Origin of the sequence: Pedobacter sp. N23S346 (assembly GCF_048515415.1) — a bacterium.
GTDB lineage: Bacteria > Bacteroidota > Bacteroidia > Sphingobacteriales > Sphingobacteriaceae > Pedobacter.
The window spans coordinates 134743-152140 of record NZ_JBLYEE010000007.1; the positions used below are offsets into that span (position 1 = coordinate 134743).

11 protein-coding genes are annotated in these 17398 nt (G+C 39.6%); 3 read left to right on the forward strand and 8 right to left on the reverse strand.

What is annotated here, in order from left to right; all coding sequences use genetic code 11:
- Window position 1: 1 nt before the first annotated feature.
- Window positions 2–1264 (forward strand): rod shape-determining protein RodA, encoded by a 1263-nt coding sequence (gene rodA / locus ACN1CD_RS13965; RefSeq protein ID WP_419131000.1) that lies wholly within the window; start codon window positions 2–4, stop codon window positions 1262–1264.
- 162 nt (window positions 1265–1426) lie between these two features.
- Here the strand turns inward: rodA and ACN1CD_RS13970 are convergent, their stop codons facing one another.
- Window positions 1427–2656: a hypothetical protein gene (locus ACN1CD_RS13970; protein ID WP_419131001.1), complete on the reverse strand. Its 1230-nt coding sequence runs from the start codon at window positions 2654–2656 to the stop codon at window positions 1427–1429.
- Between the two features lie 123 nt (window positions 2657–2779).
- Between ACN1CD_RS13970 and ACN1CD_RS13975 the strand changes: the two genes are divergently transcribed.
- Together ACN1CD_RS13975 and ACN1CD_RS13980 are read left to right on the forward strand one after the other, a co-directional pair.
- Window positions 2780–3361 (forward strand): thymidine kinase, encoded by a 582-nt coding sequence (locus ACN1CD_RS13975; protein WP_419131002.1) that lies wholly within the window; start codon window positions 2780–2782, stop codon window positions 3359–3361.
- A gap of 41 nt (window positions 3362–3402) precedes the next feature.
- Window positions 3403–4212 carry an SDR family oxidoreductase gene (locus ACN1CD_RS13980; RefSeq protein WP_419131003.1) on the forward strand — a complete coding sequence of 270 codons (810 nt, stop codon included), beginning with the start codon at window positions 3403–3405 and terminating at the stop codon, window positions 4210–4212.
- A 433-nt stretch (window positions 4213–4645) separates the two neighbouring features.
- Here ACN1CD_RS13980 and ACN1CD_RS13985 read toward each other — a convergent pair whose 3' ends face one another.
- The 7 genes from ACN1CD_RS13985 to ACN1CD_RS14015 all read right to left on the reverse strand — a co-directional run bounded on the left by ACN1CD_RS13985 (window position 4646) and on the right by ACN1CD_RS14015 (window position 17392).
- Window positions 4646–8026: an SNF2-related protein gene (locus ACN1CD_RS13985; protein WP_419131004.1), complete on the reverse strand. Its 3381-nt coding sequence runs from the start codon at window positions 8024–8026 to the stop codon at window positions 4646–4648.
- 104 nt (window positions 8027–8130) lie between these two features.
- A complete protein-coding gene (locus ACN1CD_RS13990; RefSeq protein WP_419131005.1) occupies window positions 8131–9162 on the reverse strand; it encodes a GntR family transcriptional regulator in 1032 nt (343 codons plus the stop codon).
- A gap of 60 nt (window positions 9163–9222) precedes the next feature.
- The gene (locus ACN1CD_RS13995; protein ID WP_419131006.1) at window positions 9223–10602 is read right to left on the reverse strand and encodes an FGGY-family carbohydrate kinase; all 1380 of its coding nucleotides are present in this window, start codon (window positions 10600–10602) and stop codon (window positions 9223–9225) included.
- A 17-nt stretch (window positions 10603–10619) separates the two neighbouring features.
- Window positions 10620–11900, reverse strand: coding sequence for a sugar isomerase (locus tag ACN1CD_RS14000; protein WP_419131007.1), 1281 nt, complete (start codon window positions 11898–11900; stop codon window positions 10620–10622).
- Between the two features lie 191 nt (window positions 11901–12091).
- On the reverse strand, window positions 12092–14212 hold the full coding sequence (locus tag ACN1CD_RS14005; protein ID WP_419131008.1) for a bifunctional aldolase/short-chain dehydrogenase: 2121 nt from the start codon (window positions 14210–14212) through the stop codon (window positions 12092–12094).
- A gap of 28 nt (window positions 14213–14240) precedes the next feature.
- Window positions 14241–15332, reverse strand: coding sequence for an L-rhamnose/proton symporter RhaT (gene rhaT, locus ACN1CD_RS14010; protein ID WP_419131009.1), 1092 nt, complete (start codon window positions 15330–15332; stop codon window positions 14241–14243).
- Window positions 15333–16543: 1211 nt separating this feature from the next.
- Entirely contained in the window at window positions 16544–17392 is an 849-nt protein-coding gene (locus ACN1CD_RS14015; RefSeq protein ID WP_419131010.1) for an alpha/beta hydrolase, read from the reverse strand.
- Window positions 17393–17398: the final 6 nt, after the last annotated feature.

The following is a 17398-nucleotide window of genomic DNA, read 5'->3' on the forward strand; positions in this document are numbered from 1 at the left end:
CATGCAGCAACAACAGAGCAACCGCTTCTTTTTTAATGTGGATTGGATTACTGTGTTAATCTATATTGCCTTGTGTGCAGTTGGTTTCATCAATATATTCGCATCGGTTCCACCAGAGAAATCGGATGTATTCAGTTTCAATACACTTTATGGAAAGCAGCTGATTTATGTGCTTACCGGATTAGTTCTTGGGCTTGCCATCCTCCTTTTCGATGGCCGGATATTTAATGTGTTCTCCCCTTTTATTTATGGCGGCACGCTGGTTTTGCTCCTGGCTGTTTTGGTAATTGGAAACAAGGTTGCCGGAAACCAGGCCTGGATTGCCATCGGTTCCTTTAAATTACAGCCAGCAGAGTTTGCCAAATTCGGAACGGCCTTACTTTTGGCCAGGTATGTGGGGAGCTTTAACCCTAAGTTTAGAGATTTTAAATCCATTGGAATTGCGGCCCTGATTGTAGGTGCGCCATTGGTATTAATTATGCTGCAACCAGATACAGGCTCTGCCTTGGTATTTTTAGCCTTTATGTTTCCTTTGTACCGTGAGGGCCTGTCTGGTTATTTCCTCCTGATATTTTTAGGAATGATTGTATTGTTCATCGCAGATTTCTTAGTACCAACCTACATCCTGATCCTGATCATCACCACGGTGGCTGGTCTATTTATTTACAATAACAGGAGGAAGCAGAAGATCATCTTCTCCACAGTTCTGGTAACGGTATTGGCTATTGGCTATTTGTTTTTGATCAAAGTGGCCTACGAAAAGGTATTGGCACCACACCAGAGAAGCAGAATTGAATTAATGTTGGGTTTAAAAACCGACAATAAAGGTGCAGGCTATAATGTAATCCAATCACAAATTGCCATTGGTTCTGGCCAGGCAATGGGGCGTGGATTTTTACAAGGTACACAAACCAAATACGGCTATGTACCAGAGCAAAGTACCGATTTCATATTCTCTACCATTGGCGAAGAATGGGGTTTCTTAGGCTGCTCAGTGGTAATAGCCCTTTATATTTTCCTGTTATTAAGGTTAATCAACCTTGCAGAAAGGCAACGTTCTACATTTTCGAGAGTATATGGCTATAGCGTAGCCTGCATTCTGTTTTTCCACGTCTTCATCAACATCGGAATGACGATCGGCATTATCCCCGTAATTGGGATTCCTTTGCCACTGATTAGTTATGGTGGTTCGTCGCTCTGGAGCTTTACTATATTACTGTTTATCTTCCTTAAATTAGATTCTAACAGAATGGGCTTTTTTTAAAAGAAAAAGGAGGAAAGAACAAGGAACAAAGAGTAAGGAACAAAGAGCAAGGATAAAAGGGAAACGAACAAAGATCAAGGATTAAATCTTTACTCCTTGATCTTTATTCTTTGCTCCTATTAACACACCCAGACCTATAACTTACAACTTATAACCTACAACTTACCTACTAAATCTCCTATTTAACAATTCATAAAACTGATCTACGGTAGCCTGTTTATTTGTCCAATCATATTTCATGGCATAATTACTTTGCAAAAAGTTGTTGGCTGCTTCAAAGCTATTCATCTTATTAACGATATCGATTGCTTCAGAATAAGCCAGGTTATATCCCTTAAATAAATCTTTAATAAAAAGCAATTTCTCATTCAGGTTAATTGCTTGTTTTAAATCGGCAATTGGTGCTTTCACTGGCTCATCACCCTGTGCATTTGTTTGAGCTAACAAATCATTTAAGCTTTGTGCTGGTTTAGCCGCAGCAATAGGTTGTTCAACAGGCCTAACCGGAACTGCTTCTGGCGTAAAGATCGGCTTATCAGCTACTGGCGGAGAAATAACAGGCTCATCCATTTCCACATCTTTTAAAGCAGGAATCGGTTCTGATTTGGCAACAATTGGTTCCTCATTTACTGGTTCCTCAAATACAGGTTCCGCAGTTTTTGTTTCTTCCACAATAGGCTGTTGCGCAATAGATTCGGGTTCATTAACTTCTTCTTCCTCCTCATGCGCAATTAAAAATGGTTCTGGTCCTATTTCATCTTCCTCTTTAAGTGCACGTTCTTCTTGAATGGTTAAAAGTACTTCCTCCTTTTCATGGATTTTCTTTTTTTGAGCCAGAATCTCTTCTTCGACCTTACTCAATGGTCTGTCAAATATTTCTTCAACAGATTTAGCTTCATAGTCGAATTGATCATCCTTACTATGATTCCCTAACACAAATTCGAAGCTGTGGCTATCTTGATCGGGTTTAAAAAAATCGTGTGCTAAAACCTGTTCAGCAGTCTCCTCTTTAATCTGCTCATCATCCAGCAATTCCTGTTCTTGTTTTACATCAATCCGCTCTTCTTCCTCTTCTGCTGTAATTACTTCCTCCAATTCTTGCGGTGCAAAAGCTTGGTCGTTTTCTAAATATCCCTGGGGAGCTTCGGGTAAAATAATGGTATTTTGTTCTTCCAGTAAGGGCTGGTTTGCCACTGGTACTGGCTGTTCATTGATGGCATTTAATTTCTGCACAATACGTACATGATCAGCGAGAAAATCTGCATTGGCTAAAAACAATTCTAGCTCTAAATGATTTAACTGTTGTGGGTTTTGAGCCAGAAACTCATATTGCTCATTTAATTCTGTTAAAATACTGCCGACTTTCTTGAAGATACTATGCTGGTTCATCATAAACTTAAAACGAATTTTGTGCTGATTTATGTTGGTAACTATGTACCCAAAAATAACACATAATTCTCATATTTGTTCGGTTTTAAATTAATAGAGCGTACATAGGGGCATAAAAGATCGGGCATGTTATTTAGCGAACAAAATTTTAGGAGGAGAGGTGAATTTTCAGGAAGTATTGAAGTGGTTTGTGGCTCAATGTTTTCCGGCAAAACGGAGGAGTTAATCCGGCGTTTAAAAAGGGCCCAGATCGCTAAATTAAATGTAGAAATCTTTAAGCCCAGAACGGATACCCGGTATCATGAAACGGCTGTGGTTTCTCACGATTTAAACTCGATAAACTCCACTCCCGTTGATAATGCTTCGGCCATTTTATTGTTGGGCACAAATACGCAGGTTGTTGGAATAGATGAGGCACAGTTTTTTGATAATGAACTTCCTGACGTATGCAATAAACTGGCACTAAGGGGAATCAGGGTAATTGTTGCGGGCTTAGATATGGATTTTTCAGGTAAGCCTTTCGGCCCTATGCCAGCATTAATGGCGATTGCAGAGCATGTTACCAAGGTGAATGCAGTTTGCATGTGCTGTGGCAATCCTGCCCTTTTTAGTTATAGAACAGTGGCGAATGAATCAACCGTTTTATTAGGCGAAAAAGAGAGTTATGAACCACGTTGCCGCGCTTGCTACAATTTAGAAAAAGGATAATTTTTGATCTGATGATGCATTTTTAGTTAATTAAATAAGTGATGTCTACATTAAAAGAAATACAGAAAGTAGCCATTTTAGGCTGTGGTTGGTTTGGATTTGCATTTGCAAAAAAGTTGGTTTCATTGGGCTATGAGGTTAATGGATCAACCACTACGCCAGAAAAGCTTGAGCTACTTGCGGAAGAAAAAATTCAACCTTTTTTGGTTAATTTCACCGCTGATCAGGTCATAGCAGATCGGGAGTTTTTTGAAGCTGATGTACTATTCATTTGTATTCCACCAAAACGAAATTCAGTTGAGGTGTATGATTATGCTCAGAAAATAGCTTTGATTTTAAATGCAGCAAAGGATCAGGTTTCGAATATTGTTTTAATCAGCTCTACCAGTGTTTATGGTGATGAAAATAATGCCGTAAATGAATTTACTGAAACTAAACCCGATACCGAATCTGGTAAAGTAATTGTGGAAGCCGAAAATATTTTAAAAGCAGAAAAGCCAGACAACTACACGATTATCCGCTTTGCGGGATTAATTGGTCCAGACAGAAACCCGGGAAGATTCTTCGCCGGAAAAACAAATATTCCGAATGGTTTAGCGCCGGTAAATTTAATTCACCAAACTGACGCTGTAGGCATTGCCATAACGATCATAGAAAAACAGGCTTTTGGCAGAATCTACAATGCTTGTTCTCCTATTCACCCAACCAGAAAAGATTTCTATACCGCAGCCGCAGAAAAAGCCGACTTAGTGGTTCCTGAGTTTGTTTCAGAGCAAAAGGCCTGGAAGGTAGTGGAAAGTATAAATGTTCCAGAGTATTTGGAGTATGAGTTTCAGGTAGAGATAGCTTAGCCCTGGGCACTTGAGATTATAGTTTGTTTTTTAGCTAACGATTCAAAATAATTAGTGTTAAATGGCCAGCATGTAAAAACGCAGGGATCCTTCGTGCCCCAGGATGACAATATCGCTATGGCCATCCTGCTGTCCGGCCTCGGAAATGATGGAAGGAGAAAACGTTTAAAGCTTAAACCACAATCTTTCAAACCACCACTACCCCAGGCAGCGCTTTTTCTCCCGATTTTTCATCGGGTGCTTGTGCTGCCGAAATAAAGCTTTGACGAGTTTATCCGACATCAGTTCCAAGCCTTGATTTTTGGCTACCTTTTTATCAAGAAAAAGGTAGAAGCCCTTCGGCGGCTAGCCGAGGCAAGCCAGCGCAGTGGAAAAAAATTTTCGGCAGGTGATGACACCAGCCGATAGATGAAAAACTATTGCCAATATTAAATTACCCCAACAATCCCAGCAATTCCTTTTTACTCAACCCCTTAAAAAATCCACCATCAGTTTGGATGAGATTTTTCACAAGGTCCTTTTTAGAAGCCTGAAGTTTCATAATCTTTTCCTCAATCGTATCCGGACATATTAACCGCACAGCCATTACATTCTTATGCTGACCAATCCGGTAAGCACGATCAATCGCCTGATTTTCAACTGCTGGATTCCACCAGGGATCAACCAGGTAAACATAATCGGCTTCGGTTAAATTTAGTCCTGTACCACCTGCCTTTAAACTGATTAAAAAAACCGGAATATTGGCATTCTCCTGAAAGGATTTCACCGTTTCTTCCCTCTTCCTGGTTTGGCCAGTAAGGTATTCATATTTTATGTCTCTCTTCTCCAATTCCTTTTTGATCAGATCGAGCATGGTCACAAATTGAGAAAACACCAGTATTTTATGGTTTCTCGTTTTGCTTTCAATCTGTTCAATTAATACCTCAATTTTTGAAGACGCCTGAAGATATGATTTTCCATCTGCCAACAACGCCGCTGAGTTACAGATCTGCCTCAGCATGGTAATGCTTTTTAACACATGCATGGCACTTTTTGGCAATTCATCTTCTGTTTTCCCCAGAATAAAATCCTGAATTTCTTTTTTATTTGCCTCATAAACCTCACGCTGCTCTGCACCCATTTCACAATAGAGAATAATTTCCGTTTTATCCGGAAGTTCTTTAGCCACTTGCTCTTTGGTACGTCGCATTAGAAATGGTCTGATTTTCCTTTGCAACTCTTCTGCCCGCTTTTGATCCTTAAACTGATCGATCGGCGTAGAATACAGATCAGCAAATTGCTGCTTGCTGCCAAATAAACCTGGACAAGCGAAAGACAACTGTCCGTAAAGATCAAAGGTATTATTTTCAATTGGCGTACCTGTCATCACCACTTTGTTCCTTGATTTTAGCAACCTAACGGCCTTGTATCGTTGAGATTCCGGATTCTTAATGTTCTGAGATTCATCCAGAAAGATATAATTAAAACGATAATCCTTCAGAAAGCGAATATCAGAAAGTAGCGTACCATAAGAGGTGATCACGATTTCAAACTGATCAAAATCATCAGTAGTTTTGATTCGTTCGTTGCCATAAATGGTTTTGACGGTAATAGATGGCGCAAACTTTCCCACCTCGGCTTTCCAGTTGAAAATAAGCGACGCCGGAACCACCACCAGGTTTGTATTGTGGCTTACCTTATCCCTTTGCAATAAAATAAAGGCGAGGATCTGAATGGTTTTACCCAAACCCATATCATCAGCCAAACAGGCTCCGAAATTAAAATCATCGAGAAAATTTAGCCAGTTCAGTCCATCTTTCTGATAAGGCCGTAATGAAGCATTTAAGGCACTGGGAACTTCCACTTCCATAATTGCGTCTGTTCCTGCAAACTGTTGTTGGTATCGCCTTAATTCATTTTTCACCTCACCATCAAAAAGTGCATCCTCATACAAATCATTTAAGGTGGCGAACTTTATTTTGGGAGTAAGAATAGCCTCATCGGTCACCTCTCCGGCACTAAAATAATCCGTAAATTTCTGAATCCATTCATGCGGCAGAATGCCTTGCGAGCCATCATCAAGGGTGACAAATTTACTCTTGTTCCTAATCGACTTATGCAGATGCTTCAAGGCAACCTGTTGCTTTCCGAATTTAACCTTTACTTTGGTTTCAAACCAATCTGTACCACTTAATACTTCAATATTAATTTGAGCCTTATGTTGATTAAGCTTGTTATTTTTGAGTTGATTGAATCCTAAAATATGAATCCCCTTATTCCTCCAAACTTCAAAAGCATCAAGGAACCAGGCTTCCTCCAGAAAACGCTTCCGGTGTAAATAAAATGAATCGTTAGTTTCCTGATCGTAGAAATAAGGATGTTGCCTAAGCACATTAGAGATAAATTGCAGTTCGGCATTTTCATCACGGTGCAAGGTAAACACATTACCCAACTTATCCTGTGCCTGAATTTGTCGTTTAGAAAGCACCGGAATTTCCAGGTTTCCATAACGCATTACAGGCGTAAGCAAAATAAAATCTTCAGATTCTGACAGGTAGATTAATTGCTCATTTTCGAGGTCGAAGCCTTTCTCTTCCAATTGATCTGGCGTAGCCGCCTTGAGGTAAGTATAATCTACCTTAATGCTACCTTCCAGCTGGATTAAAATCAGTTTCTGAAACTCTGGATACTTCGTTTTGTGCAAGATTAACCGATTACTTTGCTTTTTGAAAAAGCCAATCACACGCAGGAAATCTGGTCTGGTAATTAAATAAAGTTGATCTTTCAGTTGGATAAAATACTGATGAACCAAAACCAGTTGATCCAGTTCATACGATTTCCCTTCGATGGTTAAGCGACCTGTAATTTCATAGAAATCTTTCAGCTGATTGACTGAAAGTCGTAGGTCAAGATCAAGTAATTGAACGTGTACAGGAACGATAGTTGATGCCTGAATATTGGCTTGCTTTTGATCCTGCAGATAAAAAGGAATGTTTTGCGGATTTTTAACAATGGCCTTTAGGGCATCAATTTCTTCGCCGGTTTGGTCATTATTGTAATTGGCCTGAAAAGTAGAAATTCCGCTATAGAATTTTAGCTCATCGCTATCATCTGTTTTAAACAATAAGCTATTCAAGTTTACCCTTTGCAAGGGATTTTTGATCTTTCCTGCCTTTGTTTTTTCACCTTCATAAAGTTCTACAGACAGGTTGCTGTAATAGCGATGCTGACCAAGCACAAGAATGGTTTTACTCAAATCGTGAACTGGCTTTAATGCACTTTTTGCTTTTTCTTTGGGCAACAGTAGTTCTGCTAACCGTTCTTTGGCTTCCTTATTAAAAGGCTGCAAAGCCTCAATTTTAGGCCTGATTTCTAAAACTCCTTCCGTATGCTTAATTACAAAGACAGCATCGAGATTCGGTTCTTTTTCCAGCCCATAATCCAGCGCCAGTGTATGCAACTTTTGGCGCCGTAAACGTTCATCGAAAAAGATCGCGAAATCTTCCCGGTGCAAAATATTATATAAAACCTGCGCCTGATGTACACAAAGCTTATTTTTTGGGGTAGAACAGCGACAAGAGAGTTTTACGGAATTTCGATTTTGTTGCACCTGAACAATCGGAAAAATCGCATCCGATTCCGGGTGACTAAAAGCAGCAAAATCAATTTCGATCTGCTCCGGATGGAGATTAAAAAATCCTCTGGCATCAGTATGAACTTCCTGGCTAAGGTGTTTTAGAATAAATATGCCATTTAAATCTTTGAGGTTGAAATCATGCAATACATAATCGTATGGATTTAAAGTATTTGACTGATCTGCTTGCTCTTCCCTCATTTAACTAAATTTGTTAGGGTAAAAATAGCATTTATATCGCTACAAAGAAGGAAGGAATGATTTTGTTAAGCATGCAGATTTTTGAAATCAGGAGTTGTGACCAGCTAAAGTGACTTTCTTAAATTCAAATAGAAAGGAACAGCTACCTTCTCTGTTTTTCCATTCAATACAAATTCTGCGGCTTGCGTACCAAGGCTGTTAAAATCTGTAGAAATGGTAGTAATGCCGTCCAGAATTATTCTTTTTAACGGTGTTTCATTATAGGAAATGACGCCTACATCTTTCCCGATCTTTAGCTTCAATACAATCAGCCTTTCAATCAGCGTCACTAAATCATCTTCCATTAAATTGATATACACTTCCCCAACGTTAATTTCTTCGTCTTTGATGTTGTGAATCACTTTGTGGGCGAAGGCATACTGTTGACAAAACCTGTAAAAACCACTTAAAATCTCTTGTGGAAAATAACTGCTCTTTGGAAAGATGATTTTTAAAGTAGTATAAGTAGAAAGACGATCTAAAGCCTGCTCTAATGCGGCATAAATATCCTGTGCAAAGTTTTCATAAGCGGCCGCATAATCGCCTGTTACGCCAGGCAAGAGCTTATCTAAAATGATTAGTTTCTCTTTGGGAATGGTATTAATAACTTCATGAGCATTTTCACCGCCTTCGAGAAAGTGGGGAATAATCACAAAATGGGTATAATCATCTTTTTTACTGATGACCATTTTCTTGAAGAAAACATAGTCATTGTTGTAGATATAAAAATCAATTGCCGCACGTTCGCCAATCGCTTTAGTAAAGGAATCGTAAATGATTTTTTTGTGTGTGCTGAGTTTATTAAAAAGCAGGCAAACTTTTAGCTTTCTGGAAAAATCAGTGTTAATGATGAAATATCCTTTTCCGGGCACCGAATCTACCACACCGAGCTTACGTAGATTTCTGTAACCCTTCTCGGCCGTATCCCGAGACATTTCCAGACTGAAACTGAGCTCATTAATCGAAGGAAGCAGACTTCCCTTTTTTAATTTACCCATATCAATTCCATTCAAAATAGCATTGGTTAACTGCTTATATTTTGGCGTTGATGAATACTCATCAATTTGAATATAATCGAGGATATCTTCTGGTTTCAAATGACTTTGGCTTGGGTTTCGAATATAAAAAAAAATCTGCTACCAGAGCAGATCTTTTTGTTATATCGTTCGTTGAATTGCAGAATAATACTTTAAATTAATTATGTCCGTTGGCGCAGGATTATCGTTCCACACATCATTTATAGCAAGTGCCGTTCCAATTGCTGTAGCCTGAGATACGGAAGAGGCATAAACCTCAATATCTGGTATGGCACTGGCCAGCAAATGCATATAGATCGCGTTCTTTCCAAAGCCACCATCTACAAAAATTCGTGTCACACCTGGATTCAGAATTAACTTGAGCGAGTAAACCTGTTGCTTAACTAAATCTAAAATCAATTGGTGATAAGCTTCTTCTGCCGTTTGAAAAGTATTTAAATCCCGGGTAGGAAAAGCTGAAACCAACGAAAATTCAGTTTGAATTTTTTGATTTTCGGGCACTTTATTCACCAGTTTTAAAACCAAACCGGGGTTAAACTTCAGGTGTTTAAATAAGTAAGCTGCGCGATCAAAATGCGCTGCAATTCGCTTCAGTTGCACCTCATGCTCATTGCCTGCAAAAATGCGGGATGCTTTTACCGCTTTACCCTTGAAGTGCATATAACACAAGCAATCTTTCTTTAATTCTTCGGCCGTTAATGGTTCCTGATTAAAAGGATTTAAACTGATACACCAGGTGCCAGTTGAAATTAACACAAATGGTGTGTTGAAATTGGCCAGGTAAGGAATAAGTGCAGCAGAACTGTCATGCAAACCAACCCCAACACTTACTTTTTTCCCTTCAAACGTTGTTTTCAAAGTGGAATCAGCTGGCGTAAACTCGCCAAATTTTTCATCAATCTTTTCCTCTGAAACCCAATGATGGTATTCATCCTTATTAAAATCCCAAAGTTGGGTATGGCAACCAATACTGGTAATATCTGCAACCGCTTTACCGGTAAGCAAATAACTTAAGTATTGTGGTAAATGAAGTGCATACTTTATCCGATCAAACAGTTCAGGCCTTTCATTTTTTAAGCGATATAGTTGCATTCCGGAATTTAAACTCCCTAAAACAGGTGAAGCTGTTTCCAAAGAAATTTTTTCCTCACCACCGTATTTGGCATAAAAAGCGGCTTTAAGTGCTTCAGGGTATTCCTTTAAATAATTGTATAATGGTGTTAGCGGTTCGCCATTTTCATCAAGGTAAACGAAACTAGCGCCATAAGTTGAAAAATTTATGGCCCTGATTTCAAATTCTTTTAATTGTAATACTTGATTCAGCGAATCATAAACAGATGACTTTAAGCTTTCCAGGTTTTCACAAGGCTCACCATCTTCATCTACGGTTTCTACAAAACGGGCAGACCTTTCGTAAACAATGCTGTAATTCTCGTCAATTAAAAATAGTTTTTTATTCGTTTTTCCAACATCAAATATGGCTATAACAGGTTTAGGCATTTCTACTTCCTCTTCGATTATAAACCTGTAGCTACAGTATTTCCACGGTGATTAACTAGGTTACTTCTCACGGCTAAATCGCGGTATAAGCCAATTGGCGATAATGCTGCACCAACTCTTAATCTTGCTTCAGCAACCAATGGTCTTAAATCACTACGGAAAGTATTTTGTAGAATTTCTTGAGCTTTCGCAACGTCATTATTATCCTGAGCCGCATTTAAAGCATTTCTATCTACTAATAAAGCCTGTGCATAAGCAATCATAATTGCTTCTACCGATTGTAATAAATCTTCTAAAGGATCTTTCACGTTGTGAGAAGCATCGATCATCCAGCCTAAATCTTTTGCATGGTTCATGCCTTTTGCATCCATTCCTTCAACCAATTCGTTAAAAATTAAGAACAATTGATAAGGCTTGATGCTCCCGGCAGTCAAATCATCATCACCATATTTAGAATCGTTGAAGTGGAAACCACCCAACTTTCCTTCCATTAAAAGTAAGGCTACAATCTGCTCAATGTTGGCATTTGGTAAATGATGACCTAAATCTACCAGCGTGTAAGCTTTTTTACCCAATTTACTGGCGTATAATAATGATTGACCCCAATCGCCAACTGTTGTAGAATAGAAATTAGGCTCGAAAGCTTTATATTCTACAAACATTTTCCAGTCTTCTGGTAAGGCCGCATAAATTTCCTGCAAACTTTCCAATGTATTTTCGAAAGCTTTGCGGAAATTCAATTGTCCCGGGAAACAAGATCCATCGGCCAACCAAACCGTTAAGGCATCAGAACCTAAGGCGATACCATGTTTGATTACTTCGATGTTATGTTCAATGGCTTGTTTGCGAATTGCTTTATTTACATTTTGAAGTGATCCGAATTTATAGCTGTGCGCAGAACCTGCCTGATCTTGAAAAGTATTTGAATTCATTGCATCAAACTTTAAGCCATAGCTGGAAGCCAAACTTTTTAAGCTTTCTGCGTTTTGAGGAATATCCCATGGAATATGAAGCGAAATTGCCCCGCTTGCACCATTCAGGGCATGTAGCAAACCTACATCTTCGATTTTCTCTTCAATAGTTCTTGGCTCACCACCAGTAATGGCGAAACGGCCGAAACGGGTTCCGCCGGTACCTAAAGCCCAGCTCGGAATGGCAATTTGAAAATCTACTAATTTTTGGATAACGCTTTCAAGGTTAACATGCGACCAGTCTTCCTTTAAGAAATCCAACTTGCGCTGGTGTGAAGTAGAAAGGGAGTCGTTATATTTTTCTATTTGGTTCTGCTCAATATTCATTGCAATATTTGCTTTATTAGGTTAATCTTCGGCGAAAATCGCCATTATTTATCCGGTTATGGATACTCATTTTAACAGTCATTTTCGGTCTGTGGAAACCACAGACCAGAAAAACGACTTACTAAAACTAACTTATCTTAAAGGGTTTTTCATTTCGGCATAAAGCTGAAATAATATCCCTCTTGTTGATGCTATCTTACAAATGCCATGGCTACACCGCCATCAACATTTAATACGTTACCGGTTGATTTCTGCAATAATCCGCCAACAAAGGCAAAACATGCATTAGCAATATCATCAGGTAAAATGATTTGATTTAACAAAGTACGTTTTGCGTAATAAGCAGGTAGCTCCGCAACGGTTACGCCATATGCTTTTGCTCTACCTTCGGCCCATCCGCCAGCCCAAATGTTACTGTCGCTAATTACGGCATCAGGATTAACAACGTTTACACGAATGTTATCTGCACCCAATTCCGCTGCATTTAACCTGCTTAAATGTAGTTGAGCTGCTTTCGCACTGCCATAACCAGCATTATTTGGTCCACTTACCAATGCATTCTTGCTTACAATATTAATGATATCTCCACCAACATCTTGCTTTTGCATCGCTTTTGTTGCAGCCTGTGTAATGAAAAATTGCCCTTTCACCAACACGTCATACAATAAATCCCAGTCTTTTTCGGTATGATCACCAATGGTTTTAGAGATGGATAAACCTGCATTATTCACCACGATATCGATACCGCCAAAAGCTAAAGCCGCAGCATCAAAAGCGCCGTCGATGTCTTCCTGACTGGTTACGTTTAATACCGCAGTGCTGTAAGAATCTTTACCATACAGTTTTGCAAATTCAGCTCCGGCTTCTTCTAAACGCTCTGCATTCATGTCATTTAAGATCACCACACCACCTTCAGCAACAAATTTCTTTGCTATTGCTTTACCGATACCGCCTGCGCTACCCGTAATCAAGGCAATTTTTCCTGTGAGTGGTTTTGGCTTAGGCATCCGTTGAAGTTTGGCTTCTTCCAATAACCAGTATTCAATATTAAATGCTTCTTGGTGAGGTAAAGAAGTATATGCTGAAATCGCCTCAGCACCTTTCATCACGTTAATGGCATTGATGTAAAACTCTGCCGCAACTCTCGCCGTTTGTTTATCTTTTGAGAAGGTGAACATACCTACACCTGGATATAAAATCACCACCGGATTCGTATCGCGAATGGCAGGGCTGTTTGGATGTTTACAGGTTTCATAATAATCTGTATACATTGCTCTGTAAGCCTCAAACGCAGGTAACAGTTTTTCTTTTATCGCTTTTACGTCAGATAGATCTGCATCAATTGCCAAATCTAAAACCAACGGACTAATCTTTGTTCTTAAAAAGTGATCCGGACAGCTGGTACCCATTGGTGCCAAACGCGAAAGATCATTTGAGTTTGTAAATTCTAAAACGCGAACATCATCAGTAAAATGACCGATCATGTGTTGTTTAGAAGAACACAAACCACGAAGTACAGGCGCTAGTGCAGCTGCTTGTTTTTTGCGGTTAACATCAGTAGCACTCTCTATTTTTTGTCCGCCGAAAACCGGGCCTTTTTTACCATAGTTCTGAGCAAGATAATCTGAGCAGATTTCGATTACATCCAGTGTATTCAAATAACTTTCGTAAGCGGTATCGCCCCAGGTGAATAAACCATGAGAACCCAACATAATGCCGCGAATACCTGGATTTTCATCCAGACATTGCTTTAATTGCAAGCCCAGTTCAAAACCTGGTTTTTTCCATTCTACCCAACCAATTGTTCCACCGAATAATTCTTCGGTAATTTTTTTACCGTCTTTAGCCGCAGCGATTGCAATGGCTGCATCCGGATGCAAGTGATCGATGTGTGCAAATGGTAGGAAACCATGTAAAGGTGTATCGATTGATGGTGCTTTAGAACTTAAATCGAAAATACAGTGGTTAAAAAGCTCAACCATTTCATCTTCGTGTTCTACGCCACGGTAGATATTTTTCAAACTGCGCAGGCGATCAACATAAAGTGCCGCTAAGCCGCTTTTCTTCAATGTACCTAAATCGCCACCCGATCCTTTAACCCACATGACTTCGGTTTCGTTACCGGTAAGCGGATCTTTTTCCATTAACTTGCAAGATGTATTACCGCCACCATAGTTTGTCAGGCGTAAATCTGCACCCAAAAGATTTGAGCGATAGATTAATAATGCAACTTCATCTCCAGCCAGTTTTGCGGCTTCTTCTTCATCCCATAAGTAGCTTACGTACTTATAATTTGTTTCTTTAACAGACATGTATATTAATGTTTACTTTTTTTAAAATTTATCTAATTGAATTCCCGTAACCCACAATCAGTACAGAAACGATAATGGTTACTATGCCAACGATTACGGTTGTGAGTGTTTTTCTGGATACGCCTTTCCATTCCTTTAAAATCAATCCCCAAACATTTGCGATTAGGATAATAAAGGCCATGTGTAAGATCCATGAACTGGCACCGTTGCCCATTTTGCTCTCTCCCATTCCATAGAAGAAAAATTGCAAAAACCAGGTGGTTCCGGCCAGCGCAGAAAAGATGTAGTTTTTTAATAGTGGGGTTGATTTCTTAGTATAGTCGCCAAAAGTTTTATTCCTGGCATTCAGGATCATGCACCAGATAAAGTTAGTGGTTAAGCCACCCCAAAGTACCACTACATAAGTTACGTTATTTTGAAAAAGGAAATTACCCGTTTCTGATGGATTTGCAGCTTTCCAGATTTGATTGGCAGCATCGGCCATCGGTTTCCCTGCTTCTAAACCGAAGTTGAAACAGGCACTCAATACGCCGGAAACAATCCCTACAAACAGACCTAAACCAAATTTAAATTCTGTTTTAACCTCCAGGCCATGCGGATCGGTTACCGCAGAATTGATCTCTTTTTCTTTCATCACGCCTGCCTTACCGCAGATCACAATACCAACAATACAGACCAAGAGACCCAACATGACCATTCTACCCCAATCGGTATGTAAAAACATGGTGAAGGTATCTTTGCCTTCCTGTGGGAAAATATCGAAATAGATAGAGGGCAAAATAGACCCGATTACCATTGATAAGCCGAGAATAATACTGCTACCCAACGATACACCAAGATAACGAACGCCTAAGCCATAAGTTAAACCCCCAATGCCCCAGAGCACGCCAAAGAAATAAGTTAACAAAAGGATGTTACCACTTGTTGTGGCAATGATATCACTGAAATTTGGAATGGTTAAGTAAGCAGCCAATGGCGGAACAATGAGCCAGGAAAAAATTCCTCCCACAATCCAATAGCTTTCCCAAGCCCAACCTTTAACCTTCTTGTATGGAATATAAAAACTCCCCGATGCGAACCCACCGAAAAAATGAAAAATTACGCCTAAAATTGCCTGCATGCTCTATATTGAATATTTGGTTGGTCCAAAATAGAAATTACACCATATTTAACTGTTATGCACTGTTATGTCGGTAACAACAATTTTTTCTCCTTTTGACTTACGAAGTTTAGCTGGCCTGTGCGTTGGGGAAACTTTCGAAGTCTTTCCGCGCTCTTTGGCCTTTGAGACTTCGCAAGTTAGTCGACTTACGAAGTTTAGCTGGCTTTTGTGCGTTGGGGAAACTTCGTAAGTCTAACTGAAGTTCTGAATCGTTTTAAAACTGGCGAAGTCTTTCCACGCTCCTGCCCTTTGAGACTTCGCAAGTTAATCCGACTTACGAAGTTTAGCTGGCCTGTGCATTGGAGAAACTTCGTAAGTCTAATTGAAGTTTTGAATCGTTTTAAAACTGTCGAAGTCCTTCCACACTCCTGCCCTTTGAGACTTCGCAAGTTAAATCGACTTACGAAGTTTAGCTGGCCTGTGCGTAGGGGAAACTTCGTAAGTCTAATTGAAGTTTTGAATCGTTTTAAAACTGTCGAAGTCCTTCCACGCTCCTGCCCGTTGAGACTTCGCAAGTTGGTCTACTTACGAAGTTTAGCTGGCCTGTGCGTAGGGGAAACTTCGTCAGTCTAACTGAAGTTTTGAATCTTTTTAAAACGGGCGAAGTCCTTCCACGCTCCTGCCCGTTGAGACTTCGCAAGTTAAATCGACTTACGAAGTTTAGCTGGCCTTTGTGCGTTGGGGAAACTTCGTCAGTCTAATTGAAGTTTGAATCGTTTTAAAACTGGCGAAGTCTTTCCACACTCCTGCCCGTTGAGACTTCTCAAGTTAATCTGAATTACGAAGTTTAGGTGGCCTTTGTGCGTTAGGGAAACTTCGTAAGTCTAATTGAAGTTTTGAATCGTTTTAAAACTGTCGAAGTCCTTCCACACTCCTGCCCGTTGAGACTTCGCAAGTTAAATCGACTTACGAAGTTTAGGTAGCCTTTGTGCGTTGGGGAAACTTCGTCAGTCTAATTGAAGTTTTGAATCGTTTTAAAACTGTCGAAGTCCTTCCTCACTCCTGCCCGTTGAGACTTCGCAAGTTGGTCTACTTACGAAGTTTAGGTAGCCTTTGTGCGTTGGGGAAACTTCGTCAGTCTAATTGAAGTTTTGAATCATTTTAAAACTGTCGAAGTCCTTCCACGCTCCTGCCCGTTGAGACTTTGCATTTGAATGAATGCAATGAATTTATTTTACCGAAGCAATTTTTACCACGATGTCGTTAATTACATCATTAGATTTCAGAATTTTATAATGACCAACGCCTTCGTAAACTGTTGCATTAACCTCTGGAAACTTATCTAGAAATTCTTTTAAGAAAGGAAAAGTAGAAATGTCATCTTCCGGGTCAAACGCCACAAAGTGATTAAAATAGTTTGATTCATAAAGATTTACCAGATTAAAATAACTTGCCTGAACCGGAAATTCTTTTGCGAAATTATTAAAAAACCGATCTTGGTGAACGTCTGCAATACCCACCGAGGTAAGGCTTTGTGCAAACTTTTCTTTGAGTCTGATTAATGGCGCAATGCTAATTAACATTTTCGGCGACAGATTCAAATCTTGCAAGGCAATTACGTTCGCCATACTCCCTAGTGAATGCCCGATTACAAAATCTGGCACTGCATAATTTGATACAATTGCTTTTACGGCATCAGCATAAAACATCAGGTTGGACAGGTCTGATACGGAACTTCCATTTCCAGGTGCATCAAAAGCAATCACTTCAACATCTTCTATTTCGAGCAGTTCGATTATGAGTTCATAAAAATCTAATGCCTTAGATGCCCAGCCATGCGTTAAAACTATTTTTGTTTTTCCATCGCCCCAGCTGAAGCAATTGATTTGAAGGTTGGATTGTGTGAAATAAGGATCGTAAACCTCAAGCGAAAAGGATTTTGCCACAGCCACCAATTCTTCCTGATGAATCCGCAAGGGCATCTTTGGCGAGTAAAAAATAAATTCACGCATCTGTGCGTCATCCGGATTTTCTGCGGTGGCTTTTAATGAATTGGCAATTTGTTTTAATCTTTTCAATTTCCG